Origin of the sequence: Mucilaginibacter aquariorum (assembly GCF_024498135.1) — a bacterium.
Taxonomy (GTDB): domain Bacteria; phylum Bacteroidota; class Bacteroidia; order Sphingobacteriales; family Sphingobacteriaceae; genus Mucilaginibacter; species Mucilaginibacter aquariorum.
Genome location: NZ_JANHOH010000001.1, coordinates 748,170 through 769,677 on the forward strand (window position 1 = coordinate 748,170; position 21,508 = coordinate 769,677).

Below are 21,508 nucleotides of genomic sequence, written 5' to 3' on the forward strand. Positions count from 1 at the left end.
GGAGAGGACTTAGGGTGAGGCTAAAATGGGGCTCTATGAAACTATTCTCTTCGGTAAATGATGTTAAAGATGTGCCGGCACTGGTTGCCAAAGCGCTGCAATTGAAACAAAACCCATACGCGCATCAACATTTGGGTAAGAATAAAACTCTGAGTCTCGTTTTCCTGAACCCAAGCCTGCGTACCCGCATGAGCACCCAAAAGGCAGCCATGAATTTGGGTATGAATGTAATTGTATTAAATATTGATAAAGAAGGCTGGGCGCTTGAGCTACGCGACAACGTGATAATGAACGGTACTACCGTGGAGCATATCCGCGAAGCTGCCGGTGTTATGGGTGAGTATTCGGATATTATTGGCGTGCGTTCTTTCCCGGGACTGAAAGACCGTGAGGAAGACTATAGTGAAACCATTTTTAACAAGTTTGTAGAGTTTTGCAAGGTACCTGTAGTTAGCCTGGAATCTGCTACCCGCCACCCGCTGCAAAGCCTGGCCGATCTGGTTACCATTGAAGAACTTAAAACTACAGCACGCCCCAAGGTGGTATTAACCTGGGCACCGCATATAAAGCCCTTGCCACAGGCTGTACCCAACTCTTTTGCCGAATGGATGTGCAAGGCTGATGTGGATTTTACCATCGCCCACCCGGCAGGATACGAGCTTTCTACAGATTTTACAAATGGCGCAACCATCACCCATGATCAGGATGAAGCCATAAAAGGTGCTGATTTTATCTATGTGAAAAACTGGTCGGCTTATGAGCCTTATGGTGCGGTAACCGGCGGTAACGAGGATTGGATGCTGAGCAATGCTAAGCTTGATACAGTAGCACCTAATGCCAAAGTAATGCATTGCTTACCTGTACGCCGCGACCTGGAGCTTTCTTCAGAGATACTGGACGGGCCAAGGTCTATAGTGATCCATGAAGCTGGTAACCGTGTTTGGGCGGCGCAGGCTGTGCTTAAACAAATGCTGGAAGCGTTGTAATATAATGGTTATGACTATTGAATATGATATCTTTCTTGACGATGTAAAAATTGGAGTTACTAAACTTGAAAAAGCCGATGCACCTATGGGGGTTGTGTTCGGCGATATTAATTTCAACGACAGTAAGTTTAATTATGATTTTCTGAGAAAATATTGTGTTATTAACAATATAACCTTTTCAGAAGATGCAGAGAGTAAATTTATAAACACGAATAATATCCCAGCATTGATTGTAGAGGATAAAGCTCTCAACCTAATTCAAGGTATATCACGTTCTATTTCTGGCATGGATGCCGAAGGCTTCGAGATTAATATTATAGGGATCGAGTATCCATTATACGAAACGCTATTTCCACATCACGTTAGCTATTACAACACTTTATTAAAATAACGTGTACGTACCAAAACACTTTCAACTATCCGACAATCAGGAAGCTATCAGCTTTATGCAGAAGTATAGCTTTGCTACGATAGTTACGATGTTGAATGGCGTACCCGAAGCTACCCACCTGCCCTTTTTAGTTGAGCAGCGCAACGGGCAATTGGTTTTGGTATCGCACTTTGCCAAAGCGAATCCACAGGCTTTAGCAGCTTTTAACGAGACCTCGCTGGTGATCTTTACCGAACCACACGCTTATATTTCTCCATCCAATTACGAGAAAGAACAAAACGTACCCACCTGGAATTATCTCTCTGTACATGCTTATGGCAAAGCCACTTTAATAGACGATAAAACGCAGGTGGCCGCCCTGCTTGAAAAGATGATAGGCTTTTATGAAGCTGATTACAAGAAACAATGGGATAAACTACCGGATGATTATAAATTAAAAATGATGAATGGCATTACTGCTTTCGAGATAGTGGTGACCGATCTGCAGGCGAAGAAGAAACTAAGCCAAAACCGCACAGAGATTGAGCGTGAGAACATCATTGCATCACTCCGTAATTCGACAGATAAAAATGAGCAGGAAATAGCCGCTTATATGTCATCGCTTAAAAAGGAAGCTTAATCTTTAGGGTTATTTTTATAAGCCACATTTATCACTCTGTTTAAGGTTAGGCCTTGTATAATGATAGAGAATATCACGATAAAATAAGTCCCCGATAAAATAAAATGCCGGTATGGCGACGCCGGTAAAGCCAGTGCCAGGGCAATAGAGATCCCACCGCGCAAGCCTGCCCAGGTTAATATATTGATGCTGTTATAATTAATATTTAATGACCGCCTCAGGAATGTAAGTGGCAGCATAATACTCATCCATCTTGCCCCTAACAAAACCAGTATTCCTATAGCACCGGTAAACCAATAATTTTGTATAAAAGGTAAATTGACCATTTGCAGGCCTATCATCACAAAAAGCATGGTGTTCAACAGCTCGTCTATCAGTGTCCAAAATTTTTCGAGTGCCTGGTGTGAGTGATCTTTATTGTCGACATTAATAGAACGCCCTCCGGCAAGTAAACCTGCCGTTACTACCGCCAACGGGATAGATAAATGTAACAGTGTCGCTACTACCGAGTTCAGCATTACTAATGACAGCGATACCAATACAATGGTCTGGAAATGATCTATAGATTTCATTAATTTGAAAGCCATATACCCGGTTATTGCCCCCATCGCTATTCCGCCAAATACTTCTTGCACAAACAAAATAGCTGCTTTTGCAAAATCTATATTGTCAGTTCCTGATTGTGTTATCTCTAATAACGTAATAAATAATACCAGCCCTATGCCATCGTTAAATAACGATTCGCCGGAGATAATGGTTTCGAGGTTATTGGGCAGCTTAGAACCCGTAATAATGGCTGCAACAGCTACAGGGTCGGTTGGTGATACCAGAGCACCAAACAGTAGGCAGTAGATATAGGGGATCTTAATGTCGATTAATCCGGTCACCCAGTATAGCAGCGTACCAAAAATTGCTGTAGATACAATAACCCCTAACGTGCTTAATATGAAAACAGGGCGCATCTCTTTTTTCAGCTTGCGCACATCTAAATTAAACGCGCTTGCAAAAAGTAGGAAGCCCAGCATAATATTCAAAACCGTGGTAGAAAAGTTTATGTTTTTGGCTAACACCGTTAGGTGATCTGCAATACTTGGGTTAAGGCGATCAACAATTATGGTAAGTACCGATCCAATAATGGCCAGCGTCATGATGCCGATAGTACCGGGTAGCTTTAGCCATCGCGCATTTATGTAAGAATAAATTGCACTTAATATTACAAGAAGCGCGATAATTAAAAACAGGGGCATTTCTGTCGAGTCGGATTAATTTAATTATGTAATATATTTATCGTGCTACAGGGTCGGTCATCATTGTATCTGTTTTAAAATAATGTATGATCAGCCTGTTATCGCTATTGCGGGTAAGGTAATTTATGGCCCAGTTAAAAAATACAATAGCCTTATTGCTAAAGCCCGCTAACGACATCAGGTGAACGAACATCCACAACAACCATGCAAAAAATCCCTGGAAGCGCAGTTTGTGCAGATCGGCCACGGCTTTATTGCGACCAATGGTTGCCATTGTACCCAGATCGGTATATTTAAATGGTGTTGTAGGTTTGCCCTTTATAATGTTGGTAATATTTTTAGCCAGGCATTTACCCTGCTGCAATGCTACCTGCGCCACACCGGGGAAACCTAAAGGATTTGCCTCGGTAATAACAGCTGATACATCGCCAATAGCAAATACATTCTGGAAGCCTTTAACACGGTTTATTTCGTCGGTTTGTAAGCGGCCACCTTTCATAACAGTTTCTTCGGGCATGCCATCGGGTACCTCTCCCCTAACACCCGCGGCCCAAAATACATTGCGAGTATTTATAGTTGTGCCGTCATCTATCTTCAGGATTATACCATTATAACTTTCTACATGTACGCTGTTAAAAATGGTAATATCCATATCGGTTAAAAACTTTTTAGCTTTTATAGATGCCTGCGGCGACATGGCAGCTAACAGTTCTGATTTGCCCTCCACTAAGAATACTTTCATATCCGAGTTGCAAAGGCCTGGGTAATCTTTACACAAAATAAATTCTCGCAGTTCTGATATTGCACCGGCCAGCTCCACCCCCGTTGGCCCGCCGCCTACAATTACAAAGGTGAGCAGTGCATCGCGCTCAGCTTTATCATTGGTAACCAAAGCTTTTTCCAGGTTCTGCAATAAAAGGCTGCGTATGTTTAAAGCTTCGGCAATGTTTTTCATAGGCATTGTGGAATGCTCCAGTTCTTTGTTGCCAAAGTAATTGGTGTTGGCACCCGTAGCAATTACCAGGTAATCGTATTTTATATCGCCTATGTTGGCAGTAATGGTATTGGTATCGGTATTTATTTTTTGTACCTCGGCTAAATGGAAGGTGAAATTCTTTTGCCTGTTAAATATGCGCCTGATGGGGAAACCTATTGAATCGCCCTCTATGGCGCCGGTAGCCACCTGGTAAAGTAAAGGCTGAAAGGTGTGATAGTTATGCTTATCGAGCAATAAAACCTCTACAGGTGCATTTTTTAGTTTTTTAGCCAGTTGTACGCCGCCAAAACCACCGCCAATTATTACAACACGTGGTATAGCGTTTTTTTGTTTATCCATATATAATTAAAAGGTGCAATATAAATATTATACAACCGCTGCTGTATCCTAAGTAACAGGATAAAGTAAATATGTGTTTTAATGATGGATGTTTTTTAACCGGATACACGATCTGTAAAAAATCTCTGTGCCCTCTGTGGTTAAAGTTCGCCTGCTATGCCACCACCCAACCAAATTTTGACTATAATTGCCATCGAACTTATATATAATAAAAAATGCAAGCCCTGCACATTATAAAAATAGGCGGAAACGTAATTGATAACTCAGAGAACCTGCACCGTTTTTTGAAGGATTTCACCGCGCTTGATGGTTACAAGATACTGGTACATGGCGGTGGTAAAGTTGCTACGCAGATCTCGGAAACCATGGGGATCGAAGCCAAATTGGTTGATGGCAGGCGTATAACCGATATTGATACCCTGCGTATCGTTACCATGGTTTATGCCGGATTGATCAATAAAAATATAGTAGCCCAATTACAACGCTATGGTAATAACGCCATAGGCCTTACCGGTGCCGACGGCGATTTTATCCGTGCAAAAAAACGCCCGGTTAAAACTATTGATTATGGTTTTGCAGGCGATCTGTTCGAAGGATCTATCAATCCGCAAAACATTAGTAAACTGCTTGATGGTGGCTTCACCCCTGTTTTTTGCGCCTTAACGCACGATGGCGAGGGTCAGCTGTTAAACACCAACGCCGATACTATTGCTTCTGCACTGGCGGTGGCATTATCAGCATTATTTGAAACAACACTGGTATACTGTTTTGAAAAGAAAGGTGTATTGCAAGATATTAATGACGAAGACTCGCTTATAAGAGAGATAAACCCCGAACGCTACGAGAAATTAAAGACCGAGCAGATCATTCATAGTGGTATGCTCCCCAAAATGGATAACGCTTTTACAGCTATATCTTGCGGGGTAAAGGCCGTTATCATAGGGCATTCTGACGATCTGGGGCAAATAAAAAATAAACAGGGTTTTGGTACACGTTTAAGTAAATAACAATGGAAACACAACAGCATATAGCCATTTTAGGCAGTGGTAATATTGGCCTTGCATTGGCAAAAGGATTAGTAAAAGCAGGAATATTTACCCCGCAGCAAATTACGCTTACCCGCCGTAATATAGCAGCCCTTGCTGCACTGGCAGATGAAGGGTACAACGTAACCAGTAACAATGCCGAAGCCGTTACCAAAGCGGATATTGTAGTACTGGCCATCCTTCCGCAACAATTAAACAAATTACTGGACGAGATAAAACCTGCCGCTAATCAAACCAAACACCTGCTTATATCCGTAGTGTCGGGTGTTAGTTGCCAGGATATTCGCAATCAGCTGGGTTTAGATGTGCAGGTGATCCGCGCCATGCCTAATACTGCTATAGCCATAGGACACAGTATGACCTGTATTGCTACCGATAATGCCTCTGCAGCTAACGTAAGCCTGGTATTATCGTTGTTTGATACAGTCGGTGTAAGCATCCAGATAAACGAGGAGTTGATGACATCGGCAACAGCGCTTTGCGCTTGTGGTATCGCGTTCTTCCTGCGTTCTATTCGTGCCGCATCGCAAGGTGGTACCGAAATAGGTTTCCATGCGCATGATGCCCTTAAAATGGCTGCCCAAACAGCCAAAGGCGCGGCAGACCTGTTATTACAACTGGCATCGCACCCCGAGCAGGAAATTGATAAGGTTACATCGCCAAAAGGCTGTACCATAGCCGGCCTTAACGAGATGGAACACAACGGATTTAGTTCGGCTATGATAAAGGGTATCAAAGTTTCTGCAGAAAAAGCAGGCGCGCTTTATAAAAGCGAGTAATCTTATATCAAAATGTGGTGCGATAGCGAAGATCCTTCGTTATCGCACCACAGAGTTTAAACCTTCGCCACCTTCAAAGCATCGTCAAAGGCACTTATAATTCGCTGGTTATCCTGCCTCAACAAGGTTTCGTTAACGCGGATCTGGGTTGTGCCTTTTTGTGCCCTCAACATTACCTGATACTTATCTGCCAGTGTTTTACTAAACAGCCTGGCATCAACGCCTGTAAGTTCCATATTGAAAATATTAGAACCATTTGGTATGGCGGTAATCTTCACTCCCGGTAACTTATTCAATCCCGCAAAAAGCTCTTTTGATTTATCTGCCGATCTTTTCAGTCGATCCTCCAATCCGTTTAAATTGTGCAACGCCATTGCCGCGTTACCCCAGCTGCTAAAAGTTGTACCGCCATGTATTTTTATAAGGTGTTCCATGTGGCTTATGGTTTCTTTATCGCCACATAAAACAGCGCCGCCGGCCGCGCCCAGATATTTGTAAAGAGATATGTAAACGGTATCAAAGTAAGAGGAATACTCTTTTAGCGATACTCCGTTAAAAGCCATTGCCAGGAATATACGCGCACCATCTAAATGCAGCTTGTATCCCTTCTGGCGGCACCACGCCGATATCTTCCTGATCTCTTCTAATGGCACAAACTTACCATCGCACCTGCGAACCGGATTTTCAATAGCAATAGTGCCTATGCCGCTTTTAAACACCTCACCCTGGTTGTGATAATTAACTGCCTGCTGCAATTGCTCCAACGTGAAATGGGCCTCGCCCTGCGCTACTGGTATTAAACGTTTATTAAAAACAGATTGCGCCGAATCGCCCTCATCACGATAAATATGGCTGGTTTCCTGCACAAATATTTTAGTGTTTTCGCCGCTAAGCACAGATATAGCTAACTGATTAGCCATTGTGCCCGATGGCATGTAGATACTGGCGGGCTTACCGGTCAAACCAGCAAATTGTTCGCATAGTTGTGCAACCGCCCCACCGCCACCATAAAAGTCCATTTTTATGGGTTGGGCAGCGTTTATTTCCTGTAACTTGTTAATGTATTCGGCGGGTTGGTAAAATGGCCCATCATCATTAAAGCTTACGGTTTCATTTGCGGCAGGCTGCAAGTTTGGGCTTTCACTTGCGAATGCCTTTGCGGCAATGCCTGGCAAAAGAGTAGGTAAAACTGTTAAGCCGGATAGCTTCAAAAAGTTTCTTCTTTTTAAGTCGTTCATTGTGCAGGTAGTTTGGGTTAATTGCTTGCTTCTAATATAATGCTTTTGATTGTAAATGATTATTATTGCCCTAACCATTATACAACAACCTATTATGAAAATAAGATGCTCGCAATACATAAAAGTTACTTTACTGCTAAGCATTATTTTATTTAGCGCTTTCCAGTTAAATAAATTCAAAAAAGTAAATATTGTATTCATTGGCGATAGTATTACCGCCGGCTCCGAAAACAAGACCGAAATGCAGCCATCTGTTTATGTGATCGCCTATTTAAAGGACCAAATGAAGATTGATGCTACCCAAAGTAACCAGGGAGTAAGCGGGCATACCACACTTGATTTTTTACCCGGCGACAATGATTTTAAAAACACTATACAAGCGGCAGATGCTTTTTATACCGATAAAGACGCACAACTGATGTTTTCGATAATGTTGGGCACCAATGACAGTGCCGTAAAAGGCACACACGGCGCACCTGTTTCACCAGATCAATATCGTACAAACTTAAATACTATTATTACCGAACTGTTAAAGCGTTATCCAAATAGTAAAGTGATCATTAACCACCCTTTATGGTATAGCCCTAATACGCAAAACAATTCTGTTTATTTAGCCGAAGGATTAGAAAGGCTACAAACTTATTTCCCACAGATTGATTTGCTTGTTAAAAATTATAGCACAATAAACCCAGGCCACGTGTTTGTAGGAGATACACAGGGTTTTGATTACTTTAAGAAAAACTATAAAGATGCTGCGTTACATGAACAAGGACGGCAAGGTATTTTTTACCTGCATCCTAACCAGAAAGGCGCTGCCCGTTTAGGGAAACTTTGGGGCAAGGCCATCTACAAGGTGTTGTATAAGTAACAGGTTAATCCTGCTCGTTTTGTTTTTTATCGGGCGGGGTAGAAACTATCTCGCCAAATTCGTTTACGTAAGCCATCATGCCATCCATATCGCCGCCTGACGAGTTTTCCTGGCGCTCCTGTTTACGCTGAGCCTTGTCCTCTTTCTTTTTTTGCCGGTTTTTTTCCAATTGTTTTTTCATGAAGGTTGCCTGCGATTTTGCCATATTTTATCTGGATTAGTGAATAAAAAAAGCATCCGCTTGGGAAAGCGGATGCTTTGTAAGGTGACAATATAGTCATTTTAAACGGATTTTCGTTTAAATAAAATCCTTTAAGCTTAATTTAAAACCATACTAGGCTGTATATCAGCGCATAGCAATGCGTAACAAATAGCTATTTATAATTTACATTTATTAAATATCTTAAAATCCACCGATTTTAAATAAATAAAGGTTAGCTTTAAGAAATTCCTTCCCATACACAAAGTAATTTATTTAGGCATTGCCAATTTCTGATAAGGTAATATTAAGCTTTGGCTAATGAATACCTGCAGATGATTGCCATTACAAATATTAGCAGATCATAACATCAATTAACACACAATACAATGAGTAAAGACAGAAAAACGGTTAAGGAAACAAAAAAGGCACCTACCGTAAACGTAAACAAAAAGCAATCAGCATATCAATCAGGTAAAGGTTCGGCTTCTTCGGATCTATCAAGCAAAAAATAATTAAATGAGTGAACAAACTATCGAGACACAAACCAAAATGTATCTTTATGATCTGACCAACCTTGCCAAAGAGCATGGTTTTAAGGCAGATGATAATTGGGAATTTAGCATGGTTACCAATGCCGACAGGATAAAGATCCAAAAGAACTACTACCCTACTAATGCAACCAAAATAGTCCCGGAAATATTGCTGCAGGTATTAAATTCGGTTAAAGCCGGGCTTAAACAATCGTATACCCGTGATGATAGCCAAATTGATAAACGGACTATCATTGCCGATGAATTGGATTATCTGGTTGCGTTTAACCCTAAAAGACCAAGAACGTAAGCAGTGCCCTTGTGCACAAGTCTTCGACAAGCTCAGACTGACATTGACGCTGTCAAAATATTACAGCAACTCCGTGGCTAAATTAGCCAGCTCGCTCCTTTCACCTTTTTGCAAGGTGATATGAGCGTAAAGCGGATGCCCTTTCGCCTTATCTATAAGGTACGATAAACCATTACTCTCTGCATCAAGGTACGGGGTATCTATCTGGTAAATATCACCGGTGAACACAAATTTACTGTTTTCGCCTGCGCGGGATATGATGGTTTTCACCTCGTGCGGGGTTAAGTTCTGCGCCTCATCAACAATAAAGAAGATCTTGCTTAGTGTACGCCCACGGATGAATGCCAGCGGGGTAATAGATATTTTATCATTTGCCACTAACTCATCAAGTTTGGCCTGCATCTTTTCATCGTCGACAAACTGATCTTTAATAAATTTCAGATTGTCCCATATCGGGGCCATGTATGGGTCTATTTTTGATTTTATATCGCCCGGCAAAAAGCCAATATCTTTATTACTTAACGGTATTATAGGCCGGGTTACAAATATCTGTCGGTAATGTTTACGTTGCTCCAAGGCACTGGCTAAGGCTAATAGGGTCTTACCAGTACCGGCGTTGCCCTGTATAGTTACCAGCTTAATATCGGGGTGTAGCAGCGCATGTATAGCAAAAGCCTGCTCTGTATTACGTGGAAATATATTCAACACCGGCTGCTCGGTAACTTTTTCCAGTTGCCCGCTTTGGGAATTGTAAAAGCCCGATGCCGACCCATTTTTGCTGTTTAATACATAGAACTGATTTCCAGCCTTGGGGTCGATGCCCAGGTCATTGATGGGCAAGCTATCGTTTTTATTGAGTTTGCCTAATAGCTTTTCGGTAATTTTATTTAAAACGGTTTTGCCGGTATAAAGCTCTTCCAGATTTTTTACCTTACCTGTTTCATAATCTTCTGCATACAGGTTAAGCGATTTTGCTTTCAGCCGCAAGCATATGTCTTTCGATACCAGGATCACTTTCCTGTCGGGATGTTCAAACTGAACACCCAGGGCGGCGTTTAGTATGCGATGATCTATCTTATCAGATCCAAAAACAACTTCGGCATCGGCGCTGGCATTTTTAACATCCATTATCACCTTAAAACAACCTTTGCTTTTACCGTTAAGTGGTAGCCACTGGTTTATAAGCCTGTTGCGCGACATGTCGTCCATTATCCTTATAAAGCTGCGTGCCTCAAAATTGCGGGTATCATTACCGCTCTTCATGTTGTCCAGCTCTTCCAGTACCTGTATGGGTATGGCTACATCATGTTCCTGGAAGTTCTCAAAGGCGTTGTGGTCATAAAGTATAACCGAGGTATCCAGCACAAATATTTTCTTCTTTCCGTCTGTTTTTCCTGTAGATTCCATCATCAAGGCTAAATTAGGTATTTTGGATTGAAAAGCCTCATTCAAAGCCTTTCTCAGCGGTGCAAACGCGTAAAATACTTTCAGCTTAATTAGGAGACTCCTATGGAGCCAAGGGAGAATTCTGATAACCTATAAACAGGATGCTCCCCCGGAGCAAATACGCCAGTTTAAGCGACTACGCTTGAATGAATGCAATTAAGAGTGTCCACGTTCTCATAACAACAAATGATCATTCAGCGTGGACGCTGAATATATTTAAAGTTAAGCGAGGACGCTTGACTTGGCGGGGAAAGAATCGCACAGGCCCATACTTTGCAGAATAAAAAAAGCCCTTAAAATAGGAAAACGGAAGCCTCTTCTTTCGAAATGACTCCCGTTTTTCCCGACTCTATGAATGACCGTAGCCATCATAAAGCATCAAGTTTTGTGTAAAATTAACCGACCCGATCTCCTCTTTGTTGTTGCGAACGCTGATGTCTCTTTATTCAAATGAATTCCGACTCTCAATTGTTAACACGTCTGCTGATTTTGTCTGTCTCCTTGCGGATGTGACGCCTTCAAATTCGTTCCGTATGTATTCTTCTTTCCTCTTGCGAGTGCTGATGAGTCATTACATCTGCGAATATTGATCTTGTCCTTCTCCCTTGGGGAAGTCGACTCTGTCGTTATTCGTGCAACGCTGATCCTCTTTATTCTTATGAATGCCGATGTCTCTTTGTTACGCTAACGCTGATTGCTTCAAGGTCATTATTTTGTTTGCCTTTCTCCGTAGAGTTTTGCAAAGCCCATAATACCTATCTAATCACTTTCCGGGATAAATTGCTTTCGCATTTTATTCCCTTCATGTAATTCAGGTACTTCCCTGATCTTTAGTTCCCCCGAAGGTTCACCCGATTCAGTTTCTGTAATCCTGTAAGGCTGTCAAAGTACGTCGTTCTTGATAAATACAATATCGGGACTATTATTCTTTTTGTCAAGTGTTTTTTGAAATTTCTTTTTAACACGTTATTAACATTTATTAAAGGTTTATCCACAGGTTATATATAGCAATTTACACTTCAAGTAATAGATTTATAAACATCGCCCTTATCCACAGCGACCGGTTTAAACCAAATAATTACTTAAATTAAAAAAGGCGTAAGATTAAGATAAATCAGATTTTTTCAGTCAAATACGTACCATTCTTTAGTTTTGAAAACGGATAAAAGCCTCCAATTCTAAAAAGAAGTATATAGATCAGGACATATTAATAACGGGAAAGTATCGTTTAAAACAAAACGGACTACATCTTATTAAACATGTAGTATCTTTAGATAAAGATTGAATCGCCATAAAAATATGGATACCAGCGAGGTTGAGCGTTTAATAAAAATAAGCAGAGAACACCCTTTACTGCCCGAAACTTATATCCCCTGGCAACTGGAACCCATGCCCGATGATATTTTTTTGCCCGAACTGCTCACCTCTTTACAAGGCCTCGAAATTTATGACACCCTTACCCCCACCCAAAAGCTGGAATTGGGCCGGCACGAACTGGTTCAGGTAATAGCATCATATGCCTGGGGCGAAGGCTTGTTTTGTGTATTTATGACCAGGCACCTGCTTACATTATCGGCCGATAATGTAGAACATCAATTTTTGCTGCGGGAGTTGATAGAAGAGTTTCGCCACCAGGAAATGTTTGCGCAGGCTATAGCCAAATTAGGTGGTAAGCCTATCCAACAGAACCGGATGCATAAGTTTTTAGGTGAGTTTAGTAATAAATACCTGCCGGCAGACTACCTGTTTATGGGCAGTGTAGCGGTTGAACTGGTTACAGATGTTTATGGTAACCATGCCCGGAAATCGCCGTCTGTTTACCCGGTTATAAAGAAGATGTTTGATCTGCATAATATTGAAGAGGCCAGGCATATACTTTTTACAAAAAGCCTGTTAAAAACATACGCCGCAAAAGCGGGGTACATTAAGCGGACCATGTATAGTTATATCATACTATTCAATATTTTATTTGTGCGTACCATGTACGTAAAAAGAGAAATATACGAGCGCATTGGCATGAAGGACCCGGATGCTGTTTATAAAATAGCTGTCACCAACTTTAAACAAAAGTTCGCCGATACCTGCCTTGAAGATATTATAGATTTTGTGGGCGAGTGGAAAGGATTTAATACAACCACGCGCTGGGCATGGCGGTTACTATTGAATGCCAAAGTTTAATTTAACCACAAATAATCTTGTTTTCAACCAGCATTATTATCTTAGCTTTAAATAAATAACAATGACGCCGGATATAGACCCAAGCTTTTGCGAACACTTACAAGCCATAACAGAAGTTAAACTGAGCGATGAGCATGTATGCGAAGAATGTATAAAACAAGGCACCCAATGGTTCCATTTGCGCACCTGCCAAACCTGTGGCATTACACTATGCTGCGATCAAAGCGACGAGACCCACATGACCAAACATTATCATGCCGAGCGTCACCCCGTAATAGCATCGGCACAGCCCGACGAGCGCTGGCTTTGGTGTTATGTAGATGAACAATTTGTGGAGTATTAACTACTTCTTAGTGACTTCCACGCTCCAATCACTACCGCTTCCAATTTTATAGGTATCGGCAAAGCTGCCCATGTTTAACGCGAAGGATAGTTGCATCAGGCTGTTTAGATAAGCTAAGGGCTTACCCTCGGGTACACTGCCAAAAGTTTCGCTATAAGGCGCATCGCTTTCGTGTACCAGTACACCTTTATTAAAAACTTTTAGATGCAGCATATCGCCGTATTTGAGGTTTAGCTTTTTAACCAGTTCGTCGCTGATGTCTGTCCAGATGTTTCCGTACTGCACATCGTGAATATCGATAGTCCCCTTTAGTTTGCCATTTTCAAATACCGATCTTTGGTAAGGAATCTTTATTACCTGCTTTGGCAGCTCGGGCCCAACCTGTTCAAACGTGATCACACCTGAGGCCAGGCGTGCGGCGGTGTATGAATAAACATCCCTGCCATGAAAAGTATAGGATTTACCAGAACCCGGGCGACGGTTTTTTACTTCATCAATTTCCCTTACACCTGCTATGCCATAGGTTTCGGCAACCAAGGTTAGTGTGCCGTTATCTGGCGTAACAATAAACTGGCCTGTATTGGTTTTCAATACTATCGATTTACGCGATGTGCCTACCCCCGGGTCAACTACCGAAACAAACACGGTTCCCTTTGGCCAGTAGCTAATGGTTTGGAATAAACGGTACGATGCCTCCCATATATTATAGTTAGGGATCTCGTGGGTTAGGTCGTAAAGTTTAAGATCGGCAGATACACCGATGGCCACGCCTTTCATTTCGGATACGGCGCCATCTTTTAATCCAAAATCAGATTGGTAAACGATGATCTTGTTTTGCGAGAAAGATGTATTAATGCCAAATAGCATTAATATTAAGACTAAGGGTTTTAGGAGTTTCATTTTGAAAATATTGCGTTTACTTTGGCGCGAAAGTGTTGTGTTAAATTATTCCGAGGGATTACTGCGCAGACGCATACCTTTTATAACCCCATCGGGGTTCAAGGTCGGTAGAAAAAATCAAGTAACATAATTTATGTGCCGTGGGTACATAACCTTTAGTTAAGATATTATTTGTGCAAGGGTATAGTTCTGTACCTACGGCACAGAGCAGATAATCAATTTCTGTGCTACCGACCTTTTGCTACTACGGAGCAAGTAATCTAAAAATTATCCCGATGCTTCTTCTCCCTTTTCGCCCAATTTAACAATATCACCTTCCTTAAATAAAATGGCTTGCAAAGTTTCTCGCCATGCGGGTTTCTTACGCAATAGAAACTCCAGGTCCATGCCAAAGTGTTTAAACTCTTCGTGCTGGGCGTTCTGCATAATGGCTTTAGCCTGCGGGTCTTTCTCTACAGATATGCGTTGCTCGTACCAGTTGATAGCCTCTGCTTCTTCGCCCAGGGATACGATCATGCGTGCAAAGGTCCGGGTTTCGTCCGATAGCTCGCTGGCCGGTTCGTGATATTGATCAAATGCCATGTTATACTTTTAGGTTATAAAAGAATAACATGGCATTTTTGTTTTATGAAGCTTATGGGATGATATTATATCACCTCATTAATACTCATTTCCTTTATCTCTTTTGAAACATTGGGACGACCGTTTTTGAATGCCTTACGTGGCGTTAAGCCCAAAAGTTGGAACATGGCCATGTCCTCATCAAACGATGGGTTTGGTGTAGTTAGTAATTTTTCGCCGGCAAAAATGGAGTTAGCACCCGCCATAAAACACATAGCTTGTTCAACAGTGCTCATTTCGGTACGACCGGCAGAAAGCCTTACAACCGTTTTAGGCATAATAATGCGGGTGGTTGCAATCATCCTCACCATATCCCAAACAGAAACACGTGGCTGATTGGCCAGCGGTGTACCCTGTACAGGTACCAATGCATTGATCGGCACAGACTCTGGGTGCTTTGGCATGTTTGATAATGTTTTCAGCATAGAGATACGATCCTGAGCGGTTTCGCCTAAACCGATGATACCACCGCTGCAAACAGAGATCTTTGCCTTTCGCACATGATCAAGCGTTTGTAAACGATCGTCATAAGTACGGGTGGTGATGATACGTTTATAATCATCCTCAGAGGTATCTAAATTATGATTGTAGGCATACAGGCCTGCATCGGCTAAACGTTGAGCCTGGCTTTCGGTAAGCATACCCAGTGTGCAGCATACTTCCATATCCATGGCGTTAACCGCTTTCACCATATCAATCACCTTGTCAAAGTCGCGGTTGTCGCGTACTTCGCGCCATGCAGCACCCATACAAAGCCTTGAAGCGCCGCCATTTTTAGCCTTTTGTGCTACTGCGATAACTTCTTCTTTAGGCATAATAGCATGCACATCAACCCCGGTATTGTAGCGCGCCGCCTGAGGGCAGTAAGCACAATCCTCGGGGCAACCGCCTGTTTTGATGGAGATCAACGAGCTTATTTGTACCTCGGCATAATCCTTATTCTCGCGGTGAATAGTTGCCGCGCGGAATATCAGATCAAGCAATGGTGAATGGTATATTTTTGAGATTTCTTCCTGTGTCCAGTCGTATCTTACTTCAGTCATATTCGTATTCGTTTTGATGGGTCAAAATTATAATAAAAGCTTGCTTGCCAACCATAATGGCAGAAAAAATCCAATACAATCTGTAAATGTAGTAATGATAATTGACGATGCCACAGCCGGATCAATCCCTACCCTTTTCAAAATCAGCGGGATAGATGCACCTGTTAAACCAGCAACGATCAAATTACCTGTCATAGCTAAAAACAGCACCAGGCCCAGCATAGGGTTGGCATCGTAAAAATAGGCCACCGCGAAAACGATTAATCCGTTGCAGGCACCATTTACCAGGCCTACTAAAAGCTCTTTTAAAACAGTATTATAGGCTTGTCTATCGCTTAGGTCGCTTAACGAGATACGCCTTACGGTTACCGCTAATGCCTGTGTAGCTGTGTTGCCACCCATACCTGCAATAATGGTCATATAGGCTGATATTACGGCCAGGTTCTTTACCGTAGCATCAAAATTACGAATGATAGATGCCGCTAAAAACGCGGTGCCGAGGTTAATTACCAACCATGGCAAACGGCTTTTTACAGCATCGCGCCAGTTACCGCTTAGTTCCTCATCTTCTGATACGCCCGAGATCTTCAAGATATCCTCGGTGTTCTCGGCCTCCATAACGTCGATGATATCATCAACCGTAATGCGGCCCAGCAATTTCATATGATCGTCAACCACGGGTATGGTAGTCAGGTTGTACTGCGATATCAGTTTGGCAACCTCTTCCTGATCAAGCTCAGCTTTTACGTATACAAAGTCGGTTTGTACAAGGTCACGCACCCTAGCTTCGCCACGGGCCTTTATAATATCTTTTATGGATAGGATGCCCTGCAAAGTTTTATGATCATCTACTACGTAAATGGTATAAAACTCTTCCATTTCTTCAGATTGGCGGATGATCTCGTCCAGCGCGTCTTTTTTGTCCAGGTTAATGTTTACACAAATAACTTCCGAGTTCATCAAACCACCGGCGGTATCCTCGTGGTAATTTAACAGGGCACGGATACTGGTAGCATCTTCCTGGTCAATGTCCTCTAAAATTTCTTGCTGGTCTTCTTTGTCAAGCTGCGAAATAATATCCGTGGCCACGTCATAATCCATCTCCTCTACTATCTCCGACCGTTTTTCGGGATGCAGGCCCACCAAAAGATCTTCCGGGTGCGATTCCTCGGTCATCTCCGAGATGACCTCTGATGCAATATCAGTAGGCAGGATATTGATGATACGTTCTTTTGCTTCCTGCGGGAGTTTCTCGAATAGTATGGCAATCTCCGAAGCGTGGTAGTCGTTCAAAACAACCTGTAATTCAGCATCATCCCCCTCAAGGGCGGTTTTAATGCGGAGCAGGTCGGTTTTATCTATTTCAAAAGATTGCATATGCAGGCAAAATAAGCAATTTTACTGAAAAGTTGAGGCTGGAACTGGGATTAATTGGGTTAAATTCCCGTATTACTTCACACATTGTGCTGACTTAATAACTACCTACCCGCTGTATTTATAAACCGCCTTTACACCGTTTACTTTGTTTAGCTTACTCATCACCTGCTCTATCTGTGTTTTACGGACGGAGAATTTTATCTGACAGTTCAACTCTGATACCTGCTCTAAAATTTGCAGCTGGTCATCTTTAATAATGCGCATTACATCATTCATCTGCACATAATCAAATGTGATGGTGTAGATATCGTTAACGGTTTTTTCTATCACCTGCGCCGCGTCCAACGCCATTTCGGTAGCGGTTTTGTAGGCGTTTATTAGTCCCGGTACGCCCAGTAAGGTACCGCCAAAGTAACGGACAACCACCACAAGCACATTGGTAATGTTTCGGGATAGCAAAGTATTTAATATCGGCCTGCCTGCCGTGCCTGAGGGTTCACCATCGTCGTTTACACGGAAAACGGAGCGGTCTATCCCCAGCCTTATAGCCCAGCAGTGGTGATTAGCTTTTGGATGTTCCGATTTTAAGTTTGCTACTATGGCTTTTATATCATTATCAGAAGTAACCGGGTAGGCAAAGCCCAGGAACTTGCTGCCCCGATCGCGAAAGATGCTTTCAACAGGCCGGGCGATGGTTTTATAGGTATCGTCAAATAACATATCACAGATCAGGAAATAGTAATTACTACAATGGCTATAACCGCCAGTGCCACGCCTACTTTGTTGAGGATGCTTAGCCGCTCGTTAAACACCACCAGGCCAACAAGCGTGCCCAAAGCAATTACACCGATATTCATGGCAGAGAATACCGTTGACGGGCTTTTAGATAAGGATGTATGTGCTTTTAAATAAAATAGGATGTTTCCGAAATTAGCTACCCCCAGTATCCAGCCAAACATAATATGCGGCCATGAGAACTTTGTCTTTTTTGTGGCTACCCTAAATATCAGTACAATTAAGGCAATAACAAATGCCAGTATGTAGATCAGGAAAAGCGAAGTGGTGTAGGGTACTTCTTTAAATAAAGCAACCTGTTTAAACAGGATATCAATTATACCTATCCCAAAAAATACAATCAGCAGAAAGATCCATGCGTTTGAATAAACCTTGCGGTTAGCTGTTTTCTTTTGCCACGGTATAGAGCAAAGTATTGCCGCGAAACCAATTATCAACCCAATAACTTTCAGCTTGTTTAAACTATCGCCAAATATTAAGAACGAGGCCAGCAGCGGGATAAACAACGAAAGCCTTTGTGCAACATCGGTACGTACAATACCGGCTACCCTAACGGATGTAGCCATCACCATAAATAGCAGCGGTAATAATACCCCAAGGCCTAAGTAAATATGTATCGGTGCATTTTGCAGGCTGGGTATTGTGGGTTTAAAAAAGAACCAGGTAAGCAGGATAGCCATCGAGTAATTCCATGTAATGGCCTGAAAAACATCTATCTGATAGCGTTTGGCAAGTTTTAGCAATACGGAAACGATAACGCTGCAGCAAATACTTAAAAAAACGTATAACATTATAATAGGTTATGTAGGTAGATTTGTAAAGATCTGTAAACTATTTGCCCCCACTGTATATTCACCAGTATTTGTACCGCTTACAACCGGCGCTTTAATACCATCTTTTAAAACAGATGAGCCGGTAAAAATACGTGCTTCATCCCATAAACCGGCATTAATAAACGAGTTTAGTGTATGTGCACCGCCCTCAATAATTACCGACTGGATATCCTGCAAATACAACTGAAACAAAATATACTGTGGTACAAAGCGATCAAAGTCTTCCAGCGCAATGTACTTGTTCTTTCCGTCAATATCTGTTTTCACCTCGTTAAATATCAACGTTTCAACAGATTGGTCAAACGCGTTCAAAGTTTTGCTTAATTCCAGCCGGCGATCTATCACTACTCGTTTTGGGGATTTCCCTTCCACATACCGTACGTTTAATTGCGGGTTGTCGGCCAGTACGGTATTCTTGCCAACCAATATGGCATCTTCTTCGGCACGCCATTGATGCACCAGTTTCCTTGCTTCGGGGCCGGTTATCCAATGCTGTGTGCCATCTGCCGGGGCAAAAAAGCCATCAGCAGTTTGCGCCCACTTTAGTATGATGTATGGCCTTTGCTTTTGTACACGGGTAAAAAAGCGACGGTTTAGCCATTGACATTCTTTTTCTAATACCCCTGTAGTTACTTCTATGCCTGCGGCCTGCAGTTTTTCAATGCCTTTGCCATCCACCTGCGGGAACGGGTCGCGGCAGCCTACCACTACTTTTGGTATCTGGTGTTTGATGATCAGATCTGCACAGGGTGGCGTTTTGCCATAATGCGCGCAGGGTTCTAAAGAAACATATATGGTAGATTGTTTAAGCAGATCGGCATGATTACCATACCTGTCTGTCACCATTTTAACAGCGTTTACCTCGGCATGGGCTTCACCATATTTTTGATGATAACCCTCTCCTATTATTTTATCATCATGAACTATTACAGCGCCCACCATTGGGTTCGGACTAACCGAACCTGCACCTAAAGCGGCCAGATCAAGGCAACGCTGCATATATATTTCGTGTAATGCCATTGTGCAAAAGTAGGTTTTATGTTACTTTGTTGCATGAAAACTATTAAGGATGTATTCCTGTCCTTTCAGCAAGGCCTTAGTGAAGTATATGATACCCGTGAAATTGAGGCTATTGCCTTATTGGTGCTGGAAGAAATTACAGATATGTCCCGCGCCAAAATAAAGGCTTTCCCCGAGGATGAGGTACCCGGCGAGGCGACTGAAAAGATCCAAAACATTCTTGAAGAACTTAAAACCGGCAGGCCTGTACAATATATTTTAGGCAATACGGAGTTTTATGGCTTAAACTTTTTGGTAAACCCTGCTACGTTGATACCAAGACCCGAAACGGAAGAATTGGTAGAATGGCTGATTTCTTCAGTTGGCAGTTTAAAGTTGGCAGTTAACAGTAGCCTATCTGTTTTGGATATCGGTACCGGTAGTGGTTGCATTGCTATTAGTTTGAAGAAGAACCTGCCAGGTGCAAAGGTCACTGCGATAGATATATCACCCGAAGCTTTACATACAGCTCAACAAAATGCTGTAATTAACGACGTTGAGGTTGAGTTTATTCAAGATGATATCTTAAATACAAAACTCGAAATTGAATATTCGAAATTCGAAGTAATTATATCTAACCCGCCATACGTTACCCTGATCGATAAAGCCCAAATGCACCAAAACGTAACCGGTTTTGAGCCGCACACGGCGCTGTTTGTACCGGAGAATGATCCGCTGATCTTCTATAAGGGCATTGCTGATTTCGCGGTTGAACACTTATCTGGGAATGGCTTATTGTTCTTCGAAATAAATGAAAATTTTGGTAAAGAAACAGTTGAGTTATTAACAGATAAAGGATTTACTGACATTGAGTTGCGTAAAGATATGAGCAGCAGGGACAGGATGGCAAAGGCGGTGAAAGGTTAAATCTAAACCCGCGCCATAACCACCATGTCATTTCGAACGAGCGATAGCGAGGAGAAATCTTTTACACATGCATCCAAACTATCTTGGTTAACACCAAGCGCTCAGACTATTCCTGGTTTATTTCATCATTTAAAAATCGGCGCTTGGGGTTGGTAGAATTAATCAGAGCGTCTTTCTTTTCCCTACGCCACTTCTTGATCTCTTTCTCGCGCTCAATGGCATGTTCAATATTTGTAAAGTGTTCATGGTGGACCAAATAGTAACAGTAGTATCTGCCTGTAAAAGATTTACCAGTGCCTTTATTCTCCTCGTGCTCGTATAATCGTCGACTTAAATCATTAGTAACACCAATATATAATATCGATTTATCGTAATTGGTAGTTATGTATACGTAGTAATTGTGATTTCACATGCTTAAAATTACAAATAGTTTGGCTGCAAAGCGCTCCTTTCTGTTGTAAAAGATTTCTCCTCGTACCCCGTTCGAAATGACA

Annotated in this window: 23 protein-coding genes and 1 pseudogene; 11 read left to right on the forward strand and 13 right to left on the reverse strand. The window is 42.1% G+C overall.

The window, feature by feature from the left end; genetic code table 11:
* The first annotated feature begins 35 nt into the window (after positions 1–35).
* From NPE20_RS03195 to NPE20_RS03205, 3 genes are read left to right on the forward strand one after another with little or no spacing between them, the layout of a single operon-like run.
* Entirely contained in the window at positions 36–986 is a 951-nt protein-coding gene (locus NPE20_RS03195) for a Rossmann-fold NAD(P)-binding domain-containing protein (RefSeq protein WP_256537153.1), read from the forward strand.
* 10 nt (positions 987–996) lie between these two features.
* A complete protein-coding gene (locus NPE20_RS03200; protein ID WP_256537154.1) occupies positions 997–1,377 on the forward strand; it encodes a hypothetical protein in 381 nt (126 codons plus the stop codon).
* 1 nt (position 1,378) lies between these two features.
* Positions 1,379–1,996 carry an FMN-binding negative transcriptional regulator gene (locus tag NPE20_RS03205; RefSeq protein ID WP_256537155.1) on the forward strand — a complete coding sequence of 206 codons (618 nt, stop codon included), beginning with the start codon at positions 1,379–1,381 and terminating at the stop codon, positions 1,994–1,996.
* On the opposite strand, the gene NPE20_RS03210 is transcribed toward NPE20_RS03205, so the two are convergent.
* Together NPE20_RS03210 and NPE20_RS03215 are read right to left on the reverse strand one after the other, a co-directional pair.
* Complete coding sequence (locus NPE20_RS03210) at positions 1,993–3,243, reverse strand: cation:proton antiporter (RefSeq protein WP_256537156.1); 1,251 nt, start codon at positions 3,241–3,243, stop codon at positions 1,993–1,995. The genes NPE20_RS03205 and NPE20_RS03210 overlap by 4 nt on opposite strands.
* A gap of 37 nt (positions 3,244–3,280) precedes the next feature.
* Positions 3,281–4,579 carry an NAD(P)/FAD-dependent oxidoreductase gene (locus NPE20_RS03215; protein WP_256537157.1) on the reverse strand — a complete coding sequence of 433 codons (1,299 nt, stop codon included), beginning with the start codon at positions 4,577–4,579 and terminating at the stop codon, positions 3,281–3,283.
* A 215-nt stretch (positions 4,580–4,794) separates the two neighbouring features.
* Here NPE20_RS03215 and argB point away from each other — a divergent pair, with 215 nt between their 5' ends.
* Both argB and proC read left to right on the forward strand, forming a co-directional pair.
* Positions 4,795–5,586: an acetylglutamate kinase gene (gene argB, locus NPE20_RS03220; RefSeq protein WP_256537158.1), complete on the forward strand. Its 792-nt coding sequence runs from the start codon at positions 4,795–4,797 to the stop codon at positions 5,584–5,586.
* A gap of 2 nt (positions 5,587–5,588) precedes the next feature.
* Positions 5,589–6,404: a pyrroline-5-carboxylate reductase gene (proC, locus tag NPE20_RS03225; RefSeq protein ID WP_256537159.1), complete on the forward strand. Its 816-nt coding sequence runs from the start codon at positions 5,589–5,591 to the stop codon at positions 6,402–6,404.
* 56 nt (positions 6,405–6,460) lie between these two features.
* On the opposite strand, the gene NPE20_RS03230 is transcribed toward proC, so the two are convergent.
* Positions 6,461–7,642, reverse strand: coding sequence for a threonine aldolase family protein (locus NPE20_RS03230; RefSeq protein ID WP_256537160.1), 1,182 nt, complete (start codon positions 7,640–7,642; stop codon positions 6,461–6,463).
* A 94-nt stretch (positions 7,643–7,736) separates the two neighbouring features.
* Between NPE20_RS03230 and NPE20_RS03235 the strand changes: the two genes are divergently transcribed.
* Positions 7,737–8,510 (forward strand): GDSL-type esterase/lipase family protein, encoded by a 774-nt coding sequence (locus tag NPE20_RS03235; protein WP_256537161.1) that lies wholly within the window; start codon positions 7,737–7,739, stop codon positions 8,508–8,510.
* Between the two features lie 4 nt (positions 8,511–8,514).
* Here NPE20_RS03235 and NPE20_RS03240 read toward each other — a convergent pair whose 3' ends face one another.
* Entirely contained in the window at positions 8,515–8,715 is a 201-nt protein-coding gene (locus tag NPE20_RS03240) for a hypothetical protein (RefSeq protein WP_256537162.1), read from the reverse strand.
* Between the two features lie 383 nt (positions 8,716–9,098).
* On the opposite strand from NPE20_RS03240, the gene NPE20_RS03245 reads away from it, so the two are divergent.
* Both NPE20_RS03245 and NPE20_RS03250 read left to right on the forward strand, forming a co-directional pair.
* Entirely contained in the window at positions 9,099–9,224 is a 126-nt protein-coding gene (locus tag NPE20_RS03245) for a hypothetical protein (protein WP_256537163.1), read from the forward strand.
* A 4-nt stretch (positions 9,225–9,228) separates the two neighbouring features.
* Positions 9,229–9,552, forward strand: a complete 324-nt coding sequence (locus tag NPE20_RS03250; RefSeq protein WP_256537164.1) for a hypothetical protein — start codon at positions 9,229–9,231, stop codon at positions 9,550–9,552.
* Between the two features lie 60 nt (positions 9,553–9,612).
* Here the strand turns inward: NPE20_RS03250 and NPE20_RS03255 are convergent, their stop codons facing one another.
* A complete protein-coding gene (locus NPE20_RS03255) occupies positions 9,613–10,962 on the reverse strand; it encodes a PhoH family protein (RefSeq protein ID WP_256537165.1) in 1,350 nt (449 codons plus the stop codon).
* 1,335 nt (positions 10,963–12,297) lie between these two features.
* Between NPE20_RS03255 and NPE20_RS03260 the strand changes: the two genes are divergently transcribed.
* Both NPE20_RS03260 and NPE20_RS03265 read left to right on the forward strand, forming a co-directional pair.
* Complete coding sequence (locus tag NPE20_RS03260; protein ID WP_256537167.1) at positions 12,298–13,176, forward strand: diiron oxygenase; 879 nt, start codon at positions 12,298–12,300, stop codon at positions 13,174–13,176.
* Between the two features lie 61 nt (positions 13,177–13,237).
* Positions 13,238–13,519 carry a UBP-type zinc finger domain-containing protein gene (locus NPE20_RS03265; RefSeq protein ID WP_256537168.1) on the forward strand — a complete coding sequence of 94 codons (282 nt, stop codon included), beginning with the start codon at positions 13,238–13,240 and terminating at the stop codon, positions 13,517–13,519.
* Here the strand turns inward: NPE20_RS03265 and NPE20_RS03270 are convergent, their stop codons facing one another.
* From NPE20_RS03270 to ribD, 7 genes are all read right to left on the reverse strand, one after another.
* Positions 13,520–14,386 (reverse strand): SAM hydrolase/SAM-dependent halogenase family protein, encoded by an 867-nt coding sequence (locus NPE20_RS03270; protein WP_256537169.1) that lies wholly within the window; start codon positions 14,384–14,386, stop codon positions 13,520–13,522. It lies immediately after the preceding gene.
* A 300-nt stretch (positions 14,387–14,686) separates the two neighbouring features.
* Positions 14,687–15,001 (reverse strand): ferritin family protein, encoded by a 315-nt coding sequence (locus tag NPE20_RS03275; protein WP_256537170.1) that lies wholly within the window; start codon positions 14,999–15,001, stop codon positions 14,687–14,689.
* A gap of 65 nt (positions 15,002–15,066) precedes the next feature.
* Entirely contained in the window at positions 15,067–16,083 is a 1,017-nt protein-coding gene (gene bioB, locus NPE20_RS03280; protein WP_256537171.1) for a biotin synthase BioB, read from the reverse strand.
* Between the two features lie 27 nt (positions 16,084–16,110).
* Positions 16,111–17,460, reverse strand: a complete 1,350-nt coding sequence (gene mgtE, locus NPE20_RS03285; protein ID WP_256537172.1) for a magnesium transporter — start codon at positions 17,458–17,460, stop codon at positions 16,111–16,113.
* A 105-nt stretch (positions 17,461–17,565) separates the two neighbouring features.
* Positions 17,566–18,180 carry an IMPACT family protein gene (locus tag NPE20_RS03290; protein WP_256537173.1) on the reverse strand — a complete coding sequence of 205 codons (615 nt, stop codon included), beginning with the start codon at positions 18,178–18,180 and terminating at the stop codon, positions 17,566–17,568.
* Positions 18,181–18,188: 8 nt separating this feature from the next.
* Positions 18,189–19,046, reverse strand: coding sequence for a DMT family transporter (locus NPE20_RS03295; RefSeq protein ID WP_256537174.1), 858 nt, complete (start codon positions 19,044–19,046; stop codon positions 18,189–18,191).
* 9 nt (positions 19,047–19,055) lie between these two features.
* Positions 19,056–20,108, reverse strand: coding sequence for a bifunctional diaminohydroxyphosphoribosylaminopyrimidine deaminase/5-amino-6-(5-phosphoribosylamino)uracil reductase RibD (ribD, locus tag NPE20_RS03300; RefSeq protein ID WP_256537175.1), 1,053 nt, complete (start codon positions 20,106–20,108; stop codon positions 19,056–19,058).
* A 33-nt stretch (positions 20,109–20,141) separates the two neighbouring features.
* On the opposite strand from ribD, the gene prmC reads away from it, so the two are divergent.
* Complete coding sequence (gene prmC / locus NPE20_RS03305; protein ID WP_256537176.1) at positions 20,142–21,014, forward strand: peptide chain release factor N(5)-glutamine methyltransferase; 873 nt, start codon at positions 20,142–20,144, stop codon at positions 21,012–21,014.
* A gap of 106 nt (positions 21,015–21,120) precedes the next feature.
* Here the strand turns inward: prmC and NPE20_RS03310 are convergent.
* A pseudogene (locus NPE20_RS03310) lies at positions 21,121–21,402 on the reverse strand (GIY-YIG nuclease family protein); the annotation flags it as partial.
* Positions 21,403–21,508: the final 106 nt, after the last annotated feature.